Here is a 16,003-nt window from a genome sequence, read left to right on the forward strand (position 1 = left end):
GGCCAAGCCAGCCCCGCTCCAGCCAGGCCTGCACCTCGGCGGTGCGGCCGTGGCCGGCCAGCAGGAAGCCGCTCTGCTCGGCCACCACCCGCAGCGCGGCCACGTCGCGGGCGTGCGGGTAGGGCGCCCGTGGTTCGGAGTGCAGGTCGTCGCCGTCGTCCCACAGGCAGATCAGCCCCAGGTCGGCGACCGGTGCGTAGACGGCGGCCCGGGTGCCGACCACCACCTTCGCCTCGCCGCGGCTGAGCGCCAGGTAGTTGCGGTAGCGGGCCGAGACCCCGAGGTCGGCGTGCAGTTCGGCGACGGCTCCCAGCCCGATCACCGTGCCCAGGGCCTCGCGGACCCGCACCAGGTCGCGGATGTCGGGGACGATTACGATCACCCCGCGGCCGGCCCGCAGGGTGGCCACCGCGGCCTGTACGATCCCGCGTGTCCAGTCATCCAGCCCGTGTGCGTCGGGGGCGAACCTGGGCGCAACCTGCCAGTAGGCGCGGATGGGGGCCCGCTGCGCCAGCGCCGCCAGGAAACCCGCACCGTCGGGGTAGGACAACAGCCCGCCGGCAGGCATGGTCCCGGTGTCCGGCGCCGGCCAGGTGCGTTGCGGGGCCTTCTCGGTGGTGGCATGCCGGGGCGGGACGGCCAGCCGCACCACGTCGGCGAATGTGCCGGCATAGTGGTCGGCCACCTGGCGGATCAGCCGGATCTGGGCGGTGCTGAGCACCGGCTCGTCGGAGACGACCTTCGACAGGGTCGCGATCCGTCCGGTGAGTTCGGTGCCCTCGGCGAGCTCGATGAGGTAGCCGTCGCGCTGTCGTCCGGCGAACCGGACTCGCACCCGGACGCCCGGCCGGGCCTGGTCGGCGACTGCCTCGTCGATGGCGTAGTCGAACAGCCGGTCGAGATGCGGCAGCGGGTTGTCCACCGCGACCCGGGCGAACACGGGCGCTTCCTAGCCCTTTACGTGTCGTGCCAGTTCGTCGACCCGGTTGGTCTTCTCCCACGTCATGGTCGGCAGGTCGCGGCCGAAGTGTCCATAGCAGGTGAACGCCGAGTAGATCGGCCGCTGCAGGTCGAGCGCCGCGATGATGGCAGCCGGCCGGAGGTCGAACACCTCGGTGACCGCGTCGGCGATCCGGGAATCCGGCACCACCCCGGTGCCGAAGGTGTCGACGTAGAGGCTGGTCGGGTGGGCGCTGCCGATCGCGTAGCTCACCTGGGCCTCACACCGCCTGGCCAGGCCGGCGGCGACGACGTTCTTGGCCACCCAGCGCATAGCGTAGGACGCCGACCGGTCGACCTTGCTCGGGTCCTTGCCACTGAAGGCGCCGCCACCGTGCCGTGCCATGCCGCCGTAGGTGTCGACGATGATCTTGCGTCCGGTCAGGCCGGAGTCGCTGGCCGGTCCGCCGGTGACGAACCGACCGGTGGGGTTGATCAGCACCCGGGGCTGGGCGCCGGCCAGGCCGGTCTCCTCGAGCACCGGGGCCAGCACTTCGCGGCGCAGGTCGGGGTCGAGCCTGGTGTCGACGTCGATGTCGTCGCGGTGCTGGGCCGAGATGACCAGGGTGTTCACCGCCACCGGGCGCTGATGCTGGTCGTACTCGACGGTGACCTGGGTCTTGCCGTCGGGACGCAGGTAGCCGAGCACCCCGGTGCGACGCACCTTCGTCAGTTGTTCGGCGAGTCGGTGCGCCAGCCGGATGGGGGCGGGCATCAGTTCCGGGGTCTCATCGCAGGCGTAGCCGAACATCATCCCCTGGTCGCCGGCACCTTGCAGGTCGTAGGCGTCGACCGCCTGGCCCTTCCTGGCCTCCCAGGAGCCGCTGACGCCCATCGCGATGTCGGGCGACTGGTTGTTCAGGCTGACCATCACGCCACAGGAGGCGCCGTCGATGCCCTTGGCGGCAGCGTCGAAGCCGATCTCGAGCAGTCGCTCGCGGGCGAGTTGCTGGATGTCGACGTAGGCCTCGGTGGTGGCCTCACCGGTCACCACGACCACCCCGTTGGCCACCAGCGTCTCCACCGCGCTGCGTGAGGCAGGGTCGGCGGCCAGCATGGCGTCCAGCACCGCGTCGGAGATGGCATCGGCGACTTTGTCGGGGTGGCCTTCGGCGACCGATTCAGATGTGAACAGCTTGAACACGGATCAGGCCGGGTCCAGGCCGCTGAACGGATCGGTGAGGGTGAAGTCGGGATCGCTGAACGCCTCGGCGCGGGCGGCTGCCTCGGCCTCGGGATCGATCTCGGTGTACTGCAGTTGCCCGGCCTGCACCTCGCGCAGGGCGATGGACAGTGCCTTCTCCTGGGGCTGGGTCTCGACCAGCGGCCCCACCGACTCCAGCAGGCCCTCGCCGAGCTGGGCGTAGTAGGCGTTGATCTGCCGCGCGCGCTTGGCGGCGAACAGGACCAGCCGGTACTTGGAGTCGACCTGCTCCAGCAGGTCGTCCACCGGCGGGTAGGTGATGCCCTCAGGAATGTGTGTGGTCAAGATCCGTCCTCACGCAAGTGGGTTTTTGTCACAGACCTATCAAGTCTACCAGTTGGTCCACAGTCCGCTCGACCGACTCGTTGGCGACCACGGTGTCGAACTCGGACGCGGCCGCCAACTCCTGGCGGGCGGTGGCCAGCCGCGCGGCCATCTGTTCGTCGTCCTCGGTGCCGCGGCCGCGCAGGCGGCGGACGAGTTCATCCCAACTGGGCGGGGCCAGGAAGACCTGGACGGCCTCCGGCATGCTGCGGCGCACCTGTCGGGCCCCCTGTAGGTCGATTTCGAGGATGGTCGGGTGGCCAGCAGCGAGTGCGTCGAGGACGGCCTGCCTGGGGGTGCCATAACGGTGTGTGCCGTGGACAACCGCCCACTCCAGCAATCCGTTGCTGGCCACCAACTCATCGAACCTAGCGTCATCCACGAACAAGTAGTGGACGCCCTCCACCTCACCCGGGCGGGGTGGACGCGTGGTCACCGAGACCGACACGTGTACCTGCGGGTACCGGAGCTTCAGCGCGGAAACCACTGTGCCCTTGCCCACGGCCGTCGGTCCGGAGATGACGTAGGCGCCTACCCCGTCAGGCATCGGTTCAGCTGAACTCCTGCTTGAGTCCGGCGATCTGGTGGCGTCCGAGTCCGCGGACGCGACGGTTGGCGGCGATGTCATACTTCGCCATCATCTCACTGGCCCGCTTCTCACCGATGCGGGGAACTGCCTTGAGCAGGTCGACCACACGGATGTGAGCCAGGACATCACTATCAGCGCAGGCGTCGAGGGCTTCCGGGAGGGTCTTCGAACCTTCGCGCACTGCGTTCTTCAACGAAGCGCGCACACGGCGTGCTTCGGTGGCGGCAGCCCGGGCGGCCTGGAGCTGCTCGGGGGACAGAGTGGGAATTGCCACGTTTCATTTCTCCGTTCACGATTCTTCGAGCGCCCCTGTCAGCGTACTAGGACAGGAACGATGCACCAAGGATCATATAGCCTAGTCGTCACGTATGGGACGCGGGACTCAAGTTTTCTTCACCTCGTCCAGGACGGCCCGCAAGTGCTCCCGCTCGGGGCCCGCCTTCATCACCTGCCGCGAGGCGCTGGGTAGCACGTTGTCCACCGCGCGCCCGAACAGCGTCGCCAGCGACTCAACTGTACCCCCCTGTGCCCCGATACCCGGAACCAGGATCGAACCGAAGTATCTTGTCAGATCAAGATCAAGCTGAGCATGGGTGCCCCCGATCACCAGCCCGACGGCGTGCTGACCGGATTGTTCGTTGCACTCGCGGGCGGCGTCCACGATCTGCTGGGCGACGCTGCGCCCGGCGGCGGTCGCCTGCTGTACCTGCCCGCCCTCGGGGTTGCTGGTCCGGCAGAGCACGTAGACGCCCCGGCCGCTGGCGTGCGCCAGGTCGATGGCCGGCTGCAGCGCTCCGAATCCCAGGTAGGGGCTGACGGTGATCGCGTCCGCGGTCAGGTCGGTCTGCCCGGACAGGTAGGCGTGCGCGTAGGCAGCCATCGTCGAGCCGATGTCACCGCGTTTGACATCCAACAGCGACAGCGCACCGGCCTGACCGATGTCGGCCAGTAGCCTGGCCAGCACACCCAACCCGGCCGAGCCGAACGCCTCGAAGAACGCCGACTGGGGTTTGAAGACCGCCACCCGGTCACCGATCGCCTCGACCAGGTCGCGGCTGACCCGCTCGACACCCGCCGGGTCGAAGGCGTGGCCCCAGGCCCGCACCAGCGACTCGTGCGGGTCGATGCCCACGCACAGGTTGCCGCGCTCGGCGACCAGGGCAGCCAGCCGGGCGCGGTACGGCGAGGTCACCGCTGTACTCGGTCGGGCCTGGTGAGGGTGTTCACACCGCGGACCAGGGCCGGCCCGTTGTAGATGAAACCGGTGTAGAGCTGCACCAGGGCGGCGCCGGCGTCGAAGAAGTGCTGGGCGTCTGCCGGGGACATGATGCCGCCCACCCCCATGATGGGAAGCCGGGTGCGCCTGGCGGCGGCCTCGACCATCCGCAACGACTTGCGGTGCAACGGCGCGCCGGAGAGTCCACCGGCCTGGCTGGCCAGGTGCAGTTCGGAGGGGTGCAGGAACTCCCGGGCCGTGGTGGTGTTGGTGGCCACCAGACCGGCGATACCGGCCTCCTCGCAGACGTCGATCATGTTGCCCAGGTCGGTCGGCGACAGGTCGGGCGCAAGCTTGACGAAGATCGGGATCGGGTTGCCGGGGTCGAGTTCCCGGGCCGTGCTGACCAGCGCACCGGTCAGGCCGGTCAGCGCGTCCCTGGCCTGCAGGCTGCGCAGGTTGGGGGTGTTCGGGCTGGAGACGTTGATGGCGACGTAGTCGGCGTAGGGCCCGATGGTGCGCAGCGATGTCAGGTAGTCGTCGGTCGCGTCCTCGATCGGCACCACCTTGGTCTTGCCGATCGAAACGCCGATCGGCAGGTCGAGCACGTTTCGTCCTCGCCTGACGCCCCACTGGTCGAGCCGGGCGGCCAGGGCCTCGACGCCGGCGTTGTTGAAGCCCATCCGGTTGATGATGGCGCGGCTGTGCGGTAGCCGGAACAGCCGGGGTTGCCGGTTGCCGGGCTGGGCGTGAGCGGTGACGGTGCCCAACTCGGCGAAGCCGAACCCGAGCGCCGCCCAACTGCGGGCGGCGGTGCCGTCCTTGTCCATGCCGGCAGCGATGCCGACCCGGCCGGGGAACCTGATGCCGGCCACCTCGATGGGGTTGCGGCGCTCCCCCAGCAACGCCTCCAGGCGCAGCAGGACCGAGTCCGGCAGCTCGCTGAGCAGTGCGATCACCTGCGAGTGGATCTCCTCCGGGTCACCGTTGGCTGCGGCGAACAGCACCGGACGGACCAACCCCCGATAACCGGTCAACATGAGTCGGACGATCAGTTCGTCACTGCCCATCAACGCCATGCACCCCATTCTGCCTTGCCGAAGCCGCCACCTCTGCCGTCGCCGGCTCTTGCGCGGCCCGAATGTCGCCGGCCCACTCCTGCAGCGACCTGACCTCGACCTGGTCGAGCCGAACGGCCTCGATCCCCTGCACGGCCGCCTCGAGCCCCTGGACGGTGGTGATGGACGGCACCTGGTGCAGCACCGCTGCGGTGCGGATCTCGTAGCCGTCGCGGCGAGGCGAGCCGCCGGTCGACCCGCCACTCGGAGTGTTGAAGATCAGGTCGATCTCACCGGCGGTGATCAACTCGACGATGGTCGGCTCCCCGTTGGGACCGCTGCCCTGGGAGTGCTTGCGCACCGGCTGGGCGGTGACGCCGTGCAACGCCAGCATGGCTGCGGTGCCCTCGGTGGCGAGGATCCGGAAGCCGAGGTCGGCCAGCCGCTTGATCGGGAAGATCACGTTGCGCTTGTGCCGGTCGGCAACCGAGACGAAGATCGTCCCGGCGGTGGGCAGGCTGCCATAAGCGGCGGCCTGCGACTTGGCGAACGACATTCCGAACGTCGGCGACAGGCCCATCACCTCGCCGGTGGAACGCATCTCGGGACCCAGCACCGAGTCGACCGATGAGCCCTCCATGGTGTGGAAGCGGCTGAACGGCATGACCGCCTCCTTGATGGCGATCGGCATGCCCGGCCAGGTGGCGGCGCCGTCGCCGTGGGCGCGCAGCATGCCATCGCGGCGCAGGTCGGCGATGGTGGCGCCCAGCATGATCAGGGTCGCCGCCTTGGCCAGTTGGGTGTCGGTGGCCTTGCTGACGAACGGCACCGTCCGGGACGCCCGCGGGTTCGCCTCCAGCACGTACAGGGTGTCGCCGGCCAGCGCGAACTGGATGTTGATCAGGCCCCGCACCCCGACTCCTGCGGCAATCGCGTGGGTCGACCTGCGGATCTGGGCGAGCACCGCCTGCCCCAGCGTCGACGGCGGCAGCGAGCAGGCGGAATCGCCGGAGTGGATGCCGGCCTCCTCGATGTGCTCCATCACCCCGCCCAGGTACAGTTCGGCGCCGTCGAACAGCGCGTCCACGTCGATCTCGATAGCGTCGTCGAGGAACCGGTCGACCAGCACCGGCATGTCCGGGCTGATCAACGCCGAGTTCTCGATGTAGGTGCGCAGCGCCTGGTCGTTGTAGACGATCTCCATGCCGCGTCCGCCCAGCACGTAGCTGGGACGCACCAGCACCGGGTAGCCGATGTCCTCGGCGATCCTGCGGGCGTGCTCATAGCTCTCGGCCATGCCGTGCTTGGGGGACGGCAGGCCGGCCTCGGCGAGCACCCGGCCGAACGCGCCGCGTTCCTCGGCCAGGTCGATCGCGGCCGGGCTGGTGCCGACGATCTTCACCCCGGTGGCCTCCAGCGCACGGGCCAGCTTGAGCGGGGTCTGACCGCCCAGTTGGACGATCACTCCGGCCACCGGCCCCAACTGCAGTTCGGCCTGGTAGATCTCCAGCACGTCCTCCAGGGTCAACGGCTCGAAGTAGAGCCGGTCGGAGGTGTCGTAGTCGGTGGAGACAGTCTCCGGGTTGCAGTTGATCATGATCGAGTCGTAGCCGTGCCCGGACAGCGCCATGGCGGCGTGCACGCAGGAGTAGTCGAACTCAATGCCCTGACCGATCCGGTTGGGCCCGCTGCCGAGGATCAGCACCGCCGGCCGGGTGCGCGGGGTGACCTCGGTCTCGGAGTCGTAGCTGGAGTACAAGTAGGGGGTCTCGGCGGCGAACTCGGCGGCGCAGGTGTCCACCATCTTGTAGACCGGACGCACCCCCAGGCTCCAGCGCAACTGCCGGATCAGCTCGGGGCTGGTGTTGCGGACATCGGCGATCTGCCGGTCGGAGAGCCCGTGCCGCTTGGCCTCCCGCAGCAACTCGGCACTGATGCCCGGGGCAGCCTGCAGTCCGTCGGCAGTCTGCTTGACCTGGAACAGCTGGTCGACGAACCACTGGTCGACGTGGGTGGCCTCGCTTACCTGCTCCGGCGAGGCCCCGGCGCGCAGCGCCTGCATCATCAACTGGATGCGGCCGTCGTGCGGTTCCCGGATGCGCTCCAGCAGGTCGGCGACGTCGCCGGGGTCACCTGCGAAGTCGAATGGGGCGTTCGGGTCCTCCATCGAGCGCAGCGCCTTGCCCAGCGCCTCGGTGAAGTTGCGGCCCAGCGACATCGCCTCGCCGACCGATTTCATGTGGGTGGTCAGCTTCGCGTCGGCGTGCGGGAACTTCTCGAACGCGAACCGGGGAACCTTGACGGCCACGTAGTCCAGGGTCGGTTCGAAGGACGCCGGGGTCTGCTTGGTGATGTCATTGCGGATCTCGTCAAGGGTGTAGCCGACCGCCACCTTGGCGGCGATCTTCGCGATCGGGAAGCCGGTCGCCTTGGAGGCCAGCGCCGAGGAGCGGGAGACCCGCGGGTTCATCTCGATGACGATCATCCGGCCGGTCTCGGGATGGATGGCGAACTGGATGTTGCAGCCCCCGGTGTCGACCCCGACCGCGCGGATGATCGCGATCCCGACGTCGCGCATGTGCTGGTATTCCCGATCGGTCAGCGTCATGGCCGGGGCGACGGTGATGGAGTCGCCGGTGTGCACGCCCATCGGGTCGAAGTTCTCGATCGAGCACACCACGACCACGTTGTCGGAGCGGTCCCGCATGAGCTCGAGTTCGAGTTCCTTCCAGCCGAGCACCGACTCCTCGATCAGCACCTCGTTGACCGGGCTGGCCTCCAGACCGATCCGGCCCAACCGCTCCAGGTCTTCGCGGGTGTGGGCGAAACCGGAGCCCACCCCACCCATGGTGTAGCTGGGACGCAGCACCACCGGCAGGCCCAGCTGATCGCCGGCAGCGCGGATTTCATCCATGGTGTGGCAGATGACGCTGCGGGCACACTCTGCGCGTCCGCCCGGGAAGATCGGCAGCTGCTCGACGACCTGCTTGAACTGCTCCCGGTTCTCGCCCCGCTTGATGGCGTCGACCGACGCGCCGATCAGCTCGACCCCGTACCGGCCGAGCACACCCGAGTCGTGCAGGGTGACGGCGGTGTTCAACGCGGTCTGCCCGCCCAGGGTGGCCAGCAGGGCGTCCGGGCGTTCCTTGGCGATGATCCGCTCGACGAACTCGGGGGTGATCGGCTCCAGGTAGGTGGCGTCGGCGAACTCCGGGTCGGTCATGATGGTCGCCGGGTTGGAGTTGACCAGGATCACCCGGTAACCCTCGGCCCGCAGTACCCGACAGGCCTGCGTCCCGGAATAGTCGAACTCGGCGGCCTGGCCGATGACGATCGGCCCGGAACCGATGACGAGGATCGACTTGAGGTCGGAGCGTCGTGGCATCAGTTGGGCCCCTCGGTGGTGGACAGCATGTTGATGAAGCGGTCGAAGAGGTACTCGGCGTCGTGCGGACCGGCAGCCGCCTCCGGGTGGTACTGCACCGTGAAGGCCAGCAGCCGGTCGTCCCTGGTCAGTTCGAGGCCCTCGACCACGTCGTCGTTGAGACAGATGTGGCTGACCGCGACCGTCCCGAACTCGATCTCGACCTGTTCGCTGAGCGGAACCCGCAGCGCGAAGCCGTGGTTGTGGGAGGTGATGTCGATCCGGTTGGTCCGACGGTCGAGCACCGGCTGGTTGATCCCGCGGTGACCGTACTTGAGCTTGTAGGTGCCGAAGCCGAGCGCTCGGCCGACCACCTGGTGGCCGAAGCAGATCCCGAACACCGGCACACCCGCGGTCAGCGCAGCCCGGGCCAGTTCGACGGCGTGATCGGCGGTCGCCGGGTCACCCGGGCCGTTGCTGAAGAAGACCCCGTCCGGGTGACTGCCCAGCAGTTCGTGAATGCTGCTGCCGGCTGGCAGGACGTGCACCTCGACCCCGCGTTCGGCCAGTTCGCGGGGAGTGTTGGTCTTGATCCCCAGGTCGACCGCCGCCACCCGGGCCCGTCTGGCACCCTGGGCGGGCACCACGTACGGCTCGGCGCAGGTGACGTGCCGCACCAGGTCGGCGCCTTCCATCGGCGGATGCCGGCGCACCCTGTCCAGCAGCCCAGCCACGTCGGTGCTGGTCGAGCTGATGCCCACCCGCATCGCGCCCTGGTCGCGCAGGTGCCGGGTCAGGGCGCGGGTGTCGATGTGGCTGATGCCAACGACGCCCTGCGCGATCAGCTCGTCGTCCAGCGACCGGGTTGACCGCCAGTTGCTGGGCCGCGGCGCAGGGTCGCGAACCACGTAGCCGGACACCCAGATGCGGTGTGATTCGGCGTCCTCGTCGTTCCAACCGGTGTTGCCGATATGCGGTGCGGTGGCGATGACGACCTGGCCGTAGTAGCTGGGATCGGTGAGGGTCTCCTGATAGCCGGACATCCCGGTGGCGAAGACACCTTCACCCAGGGCCTCGCCGGTCGCGCCGAACGCCCGGCCGTGGAAGGTGCGGCCGTCCTCGCAGACCAGGATGGCGGGTTGGGGTTTGGTGGTCGGCTCAGGGCTGCTCATTGGTCGTCCTTCCCGGGCGCGTCTGGGCCGCCCTTGCCAGCAGGCCGTTGAGGAACGCCACCGAGTCGTCAGTCGAGAGTTCATCTGCCAGGCCGACCGCCTCGCTGATCGCTGCGCTGGCCTCGATTCCGGTGTGGTCCAGTTCGTAGACGGCCATCCGGGCCAGATTGCGGTCCACCCTGGGCATCCGTTCGATCGGCCACTGCCTCGGAGTCAGGGCACTGATCCGGCGATCGATCTGGTCGGCGTTGTCGCGCACACCGAGCACCAGTTCGCGGGTGAATTCGCGGACGAGCTGGTCTGGGTCGTCCAGCCGGTCAGCCAATGACTCGAACGGGTCACGTTGCAGCAGGTCTGCCTCGAAGAGGATGTCGAGCGCCGCCTTTCGGGCCTTGGTGCGGGCGGAGTGGTGCCGCGTGGCCATGTCGATCGACGAGATCTTGACCGCACCGGGTACGGGAGGATGCTCCCCGGCCGCCAGCGGCAGCGGCTCCTCGGCGGAATGGGCCATCAACTGGAGACGCGGCCGAGGTATTCGCCGGACTCGGTGGAGACCTTGACCTTCTCGCCGGTGGTGATGAACAGCGGTACCTGGATCTGCTTGCCGGTCTCCAGCGTGGCCGGCTTGGTGCCACCTGTGGAGCGGTCGCCCTGCAGGCCGGGCTCGGTGTAGGTGATCTCGAGTTCGACGCTGGCGGGCAGTTCGATGTAGAGCGGGACACCTTCGTGGGTCGCCACCGTGATTGTCATGCCTTCCAGCAGGTAGTCCTTGGCCTCGCCGAAGGTCTCGGCCGGGATGGTGAGCTGGTCGTAGGTGTTGGTGTCCATCACCACGAAGCCGCTGGCGTCCTCGTAGAGGCACTGCATGTCGGAGCGATCCACCTGCGCCATGTCGATCTTGGTGTCAGCGGGGAAGGTGCGATCGACGGTCTTGCCGTTGACCACGTTCCGGATCTTGGTGCGGACCACGGTGTTGCCCTTGCCGGGCTTGTGGTGCTGGAACCACAGGACTTGCCAAAGCTGGCCGTCAAGGTCGAGTACCGTGCCGTTCTTGATGTCGTTGGTGGTAGCCACGCTTGCCTTTCAGGAGCTCGAAGAGGCGGTCAATCCGCGCGATCGTCAATCTTAGCGGAGTCGGGCGATCCCTTCCGCCGCAGCTGCAACTCGCGGGCTTGCCGGACGCGTTGCTCGCGCGCCGAGATGTAGGGCAGCGCGAGCCGGCGCATCACCTCGGCGGTCTCGGGGCTGTGGCCGTCCTCGGCCAGCGCGCTGGCGATGCTCTGCAGGTCGTGGGAGGAGCGGTTCTGGCTGAGTTTCGCCTTGCCGATCACCTCGTCGATGATGAGCTCGATGCCGACCAGGGCGGGCAGCATCCGTTCGATCGCCGACACCGGCCCGTTCTCCAGCCGCCACTTCGGTTCGTGCCGGGCGGTCAGGTCGCGAAGCGACTGCAGCTTCCACTCGGCGTCGTGGTGGGCCACCAGGCGACCTCGCAGGTGAACTACGACGTAGTTCCAGGTCGGGACGGTGGGCAGCCGCTGGGGTTGCGGCTGCGGCGGAACCAGTTCCGGGCTCAGGTAGCTGTCCGGCCCGTGCACGACCCAGGTCGCGGGACCCTCGTCCTGCCACTGCAGGTTGGTGCGGGCGACATGGCTGCTGAGCCGGCGCGGTCCGCCGTCGTCGGGCAGCAGGACGAACGGCAGGTACGTGATGTCGATACCGCGTTCGCCATGGGTGACCAGGTCACCGACGCCGCGGGCGTCGGCCTGGGCCAGCGCGTCGGCGGTGCTCATCGCGAACTGCTCGGCTACGTACAACTCACTGGCTCCCGAGTTGGGCGTAGCACTCGGCCAGGATCCGTTCACTGGGGGCCACGATCATGGCGGGTTCGCCGAACGCTCGCAGCCCGACGAATCGCAGTGAGCTGCCCCGGGCCTTCTTGTCACGAGCCATGAGCTCGCGCAACTGTGGCCAGGGCGCAGCTGAGTACTCCACCGGCAACCCCAGCATCTCCAGGTAGTCGCGCAGGTCGGCGACCGCGGCGTCCGACAGCCCGAGCAGTCGGCGCGACAGGTAACCGGCGAAGACCATGCCGAGCGCCACCGCCTCTCCATGGCGCAGCTGGTAGTTCTCCCAGGCCTCGATGGCGTGGCCGAGGGTGTGGCCGAAGTTGAGCAGTTCGCGGCCGATCCGCTCGCCCACCGAGGTCACCTCCCGCAGGTCGTCGGCCACCACGTCGGCCTTGAACTGCACCGCCCGGCGGATCAGTTCGGCGTGCCGGGCGCTGGTGACGTCGCGCGCGCCATCCGGGTGCTCACGAATCAGGCTGAGGATGCGTTCGTCGCGGACGAATCCGGCCTTGACCACCTCGGCCAGGCCGGAGCTGACCTCGCGGTCGGGCAGGGTCCGCAGCAGGTCGAGGTCGGCCAGCACGGCGCGCGGCTCGTGGAAGGCGCCCACCAGGTTCTTGCCCTCAGGCAGGTCGATACCGGTCTTGCCGCCGACCGCGGCGTCCACCATTCCCAGCACCGTGGTGGGCACGCTGAGGTAGGACACCCCGCGCAGCCAGCTGGCGGCCACGAAACCGGCCAGGTCGGTGGTGGCGCCGCCGCCCACGCCGATGATCAGGTCGGATCGGGTGAATCCGGCGCGGGCCAGGGCCCGCCAGCAGTCGATCAGGATGTCGGTGGTCTTGGCGGCCTCACCGGTGGGCACGCCGACGCCCAGCACCGACACCTCACCAGATCCGACCAGCCGGGAGACCTCCAGCGCCGCCTCCGCCAGCGGCTCACCGTAGATGACCGCCACCCGGCTGGCCTGGCCGACCAGCCCCGGCAGCTTGTTGATCGCCCCGTAGTCGATCTCGACGGAGTAGGGACGCTCGGCATTCACGCGCACTGTGCTCATCGGGCCGCCTGCAGGTTGAGTTCGGATATCACGGTGTGCGCGATCTGGTTTGGGGTGTGCCGGTCGGTATCGACCACCACCGTGGCCACCTCGGCGTACCAGTGCGCCCGTTCTGCGAGCAGCTTCGCCCACTGACCGGCAACGTCACCGGTCAGCAGCGGCCGGTTGGTGGACTCACCCACCCGCCGCACCGCCGATTGCAGCGACGCACGCAGCCACACCACCCGGTGACCCGCCAACGCTGAGCGCACCGCCGGGTTGGTGACGGCACCCCCGCCCAGCGCCACGACCCCGCCGGACGACAGCGCGGCCAGGGTGGCCTCCAGTTCCACGGCCCGGAACCCCGGCTCGCCGTCGGCGGCGAAAATCTCCGGGATGGTCCGCTGCTCGCGCTGCTCGATCAGCGAGTCGACGTCGGTGAACTGGATGCCGAGCAGCCGCGCCAACGCGTGACCGACGGTCGACTTGCCGACCGCGGGCGCCCCGACCAGCACGATCGCCTCAGTCATGGATGGACAGGCCCCGTTCGGCGATCTGCCGGAGGTAGCCGCGGTGGTTGCGGCGGGTCTCGAACAGCGAATCACCACCGAACTTCTCCAGCGCGCACTCCGCCAGCACCAGCGCCACCATAGCCTCGGCGACCACGCCAGCAGCGGGCACCGCGCATACGTCGGAACGCTGGTGGTGCGCCTGGGCGGGCTGCCCGGTGGTGGTGTCGATAGTGCGCAGTGCGCGGGGCACGGTCGCAATCGGCTTCATGGCTGCCCGGACGTGCAGCACCTCGCCGGTCGACATGCCGCCCTCGGTGCCGCCGGAGTGCTGGGTGAGTCGTTCCAGGCCGGTGAGGCCGGGCACGATCTCGTCGTGTGCCTGGCTGCCCCGCACCCGGGCCAGCCGAAAGCCGTCACCGATCTCGACACCCTTGATCGCCTGGATGCTCATCAGCGCCGAGGCGAGCCGGGCGTCCAGCCGCCGGTCGCCGTGCACGTGGCTGCCAAGGCCGGGCGGGCAACCCCAGGCGACCACTTCGACCACGCCACCCAGGGTGTCGGCCTCGCGGTGACAGACCTCGATCGCCTCCTGCATCGCCCGGCTGGCGGCCGGGTCGAAGCACCGAACCGGGTCGTCGTCGATCAGCGGCAGATCGGCCATCGTCGGGAAACGATCCGGATTGGCCGACACCCCGCCGATCTCGACGACGTGGCTGAGCACCGTGATCCCGAAGGCCTGGGCCAGGAAGTTCTGCGCCACCCGGCCCAGCGCCACCCGGGCGGCGGTCTCCCGGGCGCTGGCCCGCTCCAGCACCGGCCGCGACTCGGCGAAGTCGAACTTCTGCATGCCGGCCAGGTCGGCGTGGCCGGGGCGGGGCCGGGTCAACGGTTCGTTGCGGGCAAGGCCGGCCAGCACCGAATGGTCGACCGGATCGGAGGCCATCACCTGTTCCCACTTCGGCCACTCGGTGTTGCCGATCATGATGGCGATCGGCGAACCCAGCGTCCGGCCATGGCGAACCCCGGACAGAACCGTCACCTCGTCGGCCTCGAACTTCATTCGGGTACCGCGTCCGACCCCGAGCCGACGACGCGCCAACGCCTCGGCGATGTCGTCGGTGGTGAGTGCGACGTGGGCCGGCACACCATCGATGGTGGCGACCAGCGCGCGTCCGTGGGATTCACCGGCAGTCAGGTAACGCAGCATGGTGCCAAGTATCCCAGATGGTGGCGACAGCGACGCCGACGATCAGCAGTGGTCAGGATTGTCCCGGCACGACTGCTGGAACAGCGCCACGTTCTCCTCGTGCTCCTCGAAGGTCTCGGCGAACCTCGTTTCACCGGTGGTCACGTCGACGGTGACGAAGTACAGGTAGTCACCGCTGGACGGGTTGACCGCCGAGCTGAGTGCCCACTCCCCCGGGTTCGAGATCGCGCCGGGCGGCAAGCCCTTGTAGCGGTAGGTGTTGTACGGCGAGTTGATGCCTCGTTCCTCGTCGGTGGTAGTCACCTGACCGGAGGTGTCGTTGGCGTAGTGCACGGTGGAGTCCATCTGCAGCTCCATGTCGGCACGCAGCCGGTTGTAGATCACCTGGGCAACATCGGGCCCGTACGCCGGGTCGCGGGTCTCACGTTCGATGATGCTGGCGATGGTGACCGCATCGAAGGGCGACATGCCGAGTTCCTCGGCTCTGGTCACGAAGTCGAGCGCCTCGGTGACGGTGTTGAACTGGCTGGTCATCAGCGTCAAGATCTCGGCGGCGGTGGGTTCGGCCCCGAAGGTGTAGGTCTCGGGGTACAGGAAGCCCTCGGTGCGTCCTTCGGCCCAGCCCGGCAGGGTCAGGTTGACCGGGTCGGCGAGTTCGGCCTCGAAGTCGGCGACCGGGATCCCGGTGGCCTCCGCCAGACGTTGCACCACCTCGCTGTTGCGCCAGCCCTCCGGGATGGTCACCTGGTCGCGGACCAGGTTTTCGAGGTTGAGCAGCGTGTTCACCGCGTCGGCCGCCCGCATCTGGGTCATCATCCGGTAGGTGCCCGGTTGGATGCTGGCGGAGTTCGGGGTGTCCTGTGCGGCGTTGATGAACGCCCTGCTGGACTTCACCACGTCGTACTCCACCAGCAGCTCGGCGATATCGGTGAGAGTGGCGCCGGTCGGGATCTCGACCAGCACCTCTTCCTCGCCGGGGCCCGGGTAGTCCTGCACGGTGGCGAAGTTGAGGTAGCCATCGGTCAGCCTCGACACCACGAAGTAGCCGCCCCCGATCAGCACCGCCAGCGAGATCCCGACAGCCAGCACGTTCTTCAACCAAGAGCCCGGACGCTTGACCGGCGGCGGCAGCGGTTCTGCGGAATCGGGATCATGGTCGAAGAAGTCGACTTCGTCCTCGGTGTCGTGCGGTCGCCCGACCTCCGGATCCTCATCCAGGAATCGACTCATCTTTGGTTCCTTCCAGATGCCACAGCGTGCCTGCCGGCTCGCCGGTGCGCCGTTCGTACTCGAGGGCCTGTTCCAGGATGTCCAGCGCCGCCGCCTGGTCGATGACGCTGCGTCGCCGCCGCGAGTTCCGCCCGCCTGCGGCCAGCTTACGGGCGGCGCTGGCGGTGCTCATCCTTTCGTCCACGATCCGCAGCGGCACACCGAGCCGGGCGGCCAGCCGGTCGGCCACCGCGGACATGGCC

At 68.6% G+C, this 16,003-nt stretch carries 16 protein-coding genes and 1 pseudogene; all 17 read right to left on the reverse strand.

The window, feature by feature from the left end; all coding sequences use genetic code 11:
• A pseudogene (locus WBL05_RS00235) lies at positions 1-940 on the reverse strand (primosomal protein N'); the annotation flags it as partial.
• A 9-nt stretch (positions 941-949) separates the two neighbouring features.
• Positions 950-2,143, reverse strand: a complete 1,194-nt coding sequence (gene metK, locus WBL05_RS00240; RefSeq protein WP_424222990.1) for a methionine adenosyltransferase — start codon at positions 2,141-2,143, stop codon at positions 950-952.
• Between the two features lie 3 nt (positions 2,144-2,146).
• A complete protein-coding gene (gene rpoZ, locus WBL05_RS00245) occupies positions 2,147-2,488 on the reverse strand; it encodes a DNA-directed RNA polymerase subunit omega (protein ID WP_424222991.1) in 342 nt (113 codons plus the stop codon).
• A 28-nt stretch (positions 2,489-2,516) separates the two neighbouring features.
• Positions 2,517-3,074 carry a guanylate kinase gene (gmk, locus tag WBL05_RS00250; RefSeq protein ID WP_424222992.1) on the reverse strand — a complete coding sequence of 186 codons (558 nt, stop codon included), beginning with the start codon at positions 3,072-3,074 and terminating at the stop codon, positions 2,517-2,519.
• A gap of 4 nt (positions 3,075-3,078) precedes the next feature.
• Positions 3,079-3,390 carry an integration host factor, actinobacterial type gene (gene mihF / locus WBL05_RS00255; RefSeq protein ID WP_424222993.1) on the reverse strand — a complete coding sequence of 104 codons (312 nt, stop codon included), beginning with the start codon at positions 3,388-3,390 and terminating at the stop codon, positions 3,079-3,081.
• A 108-nt stretch (positions 3,391-3,498) separates the two neighbouring features.
• Complete coding sequence (gene pyrF, locus WBL05_RS00260; RefSeq protein ID WP_424222994.1) at positions 3,499-4,308, reverse strand: orotidine-5'-phosphate decarboxylase; 810 nt, start codon at positions 4,306-4,308, stop codon at positions 3,499-3,501.
• On the reverse strand, positions 4,305-5,411 hold the full coding sequence (locus WBL05_RS00265; protein WP_424222995.1) for a quinone-dependent dihydroorotate dehydrogenase: 1,107 nt from the start codon (positions 5,409-5,411) through the stop codon (positions 4,305-4,307). The genes pyrF and WBL05_RS00265 overlap by 4 nt, the downstream gene beginning before the upstream one ends.
• On the reverse strand, positions 5,392-8,775 hold the full coding sequence (gene carB, locus WBL05_RS00270) for a carbamoyl-phosphate synthase large subunit (protein ID WP_424222996.1): 3,384 nt from the start codon (positions 8,773-8,775) through the stop codon (positions 5,392-5,394). The genes WBL05_RS00265 and carB overlap by 20 nt, the downstream gene beginning before the upstream one ends.
• Complete coding sequence (gene carA, locus WBL05_RS00275; RefSeq protein WP_424222997.1) at positions 8,775-9,926, reverse strand: glutamine-hydrolyzing carbamoyl-phosphate synthase small subunit; 1,152 nt, start codon at positions 9,924-9,926, stop codon at positions 8,775-8,777. The genes carB and carA overlap by 1 nt, the downstream gene beginning before the upstream one ends.
• On the reverse strand, positions 9,913-10,437 hold the full coding sequence (gene nusB / locus WBL05_RS00280) for a transcription antitermination factor NusB (RefSeq protein ID WP_424222998.1): 525 nt from the start codon (positions 10,435-10,437) through the stop codon (positions 9,913-9,915). The genes carA and nusB overlap by 14 nt, the downstream gene beginning before the upstream one ends.
• The gene (gene efp, locus WBL05_RS00285; RefSeq protein ID WP_424222999.1) at positions 10,437-11,000 is read right to left on the reverse strand and encodes an elongation factor P; all 564 of its coding nucleotides are present in this window, start codon (positions 10,998-11,000) and stop codon (positions 10,437-10,439) included. The genes nusB and efp overlap by 1 nt, the downstream gene beginning before the upstream one ends.
• Before the next feature lie 29 nt (positions 11,001-11,029).
• Positions 11,030-11,791: an FMN-binding negative transcriptional regulator gene (locus WBL05_RS00290; protein WP_424223000.1), complete on the reverse strand. Its 762-nt coding sequence runs from the start codon at positions 11,789-11,791 to the stop codon at positions 11,030-11,032.
• The gene (gene aroB / locus WBL05_RS00295; RefSeq protein WP_424223001.1) at positions 11,745-12,833 is read right to left on the reverse strand and encodes a 3-dehydroquinate synthase; all 1,089 of its coding nucleotides are present in this window, start codon (positions 12,831-12,833) and stop codon (positions 11,745-11,747) included. Before aroB ends, WBL05_RS00290 begins: the two co-directional genes overlap by 47 nt.
• The gene (locus WBL05_RS00300) at positions 12,830-13,342 is read right to left on the reverse strand and encodes a shikimate kinase (RefSeq protein WP_424223002.1); all 513 of its coding nucleotides are present in this window, start codon (positions 13,340-13,342) and stop codon (positions 12,830-12,832) included. Before WBL05_RS00300 ends, aroB begins: the two co-directional genes overlap by 4 nt.
• The gene (aroC, locus tag WBL05_RS00305) at positions 13,335-14,531 is read right to left on the reverse strand and encodes a chorismate synthase (RefSeq protein ID WP_424223003.1); all 1,197 of its coding nucleotides are present in this window, start codon (positions 14,529-14,531) and stop codon (positions 13,335-13,337) included. The genes WBL05_RS00300 and aroC overlap by 8 nt, the downstream gene beginning before the upstream one ends.
• Before the next feature lie 42 nt (positions 14,532-14,573).
• Positions 14,574-15,761 carry an endolytic transglycosylase MltG gene (gene mltG, locus WBL05_RS00310; protein WP_424223004.1) on the reverse strand — a complete coding sequence of 396 codons (1,188 nt, stop codon included), beginning with the start codon at positions 15,759-15,761 and terminating at the stop codon, positions 14,574-14,576.
• Positions 15,742-16,003 (reverse strand): Holliday junction resolvase RuvX (gene ruvX, locus WBL05_RS00315; protein WP_424223005.1); only part of this gene is annotated, 262 nt, incomplete at its 5' end. The genes mltG and ruvX, both read right to left, overlap by 20 nt.

The organism is Brooklawnia sp. (genome assembly GCF_049651565.1).
In the GTDB taxonomy this organism is placed as follows: Bacteria; Actinomycetota; Actinomycetes; order Propionibacteriales; family Propionibacteriaceae; genus Brooklawnia.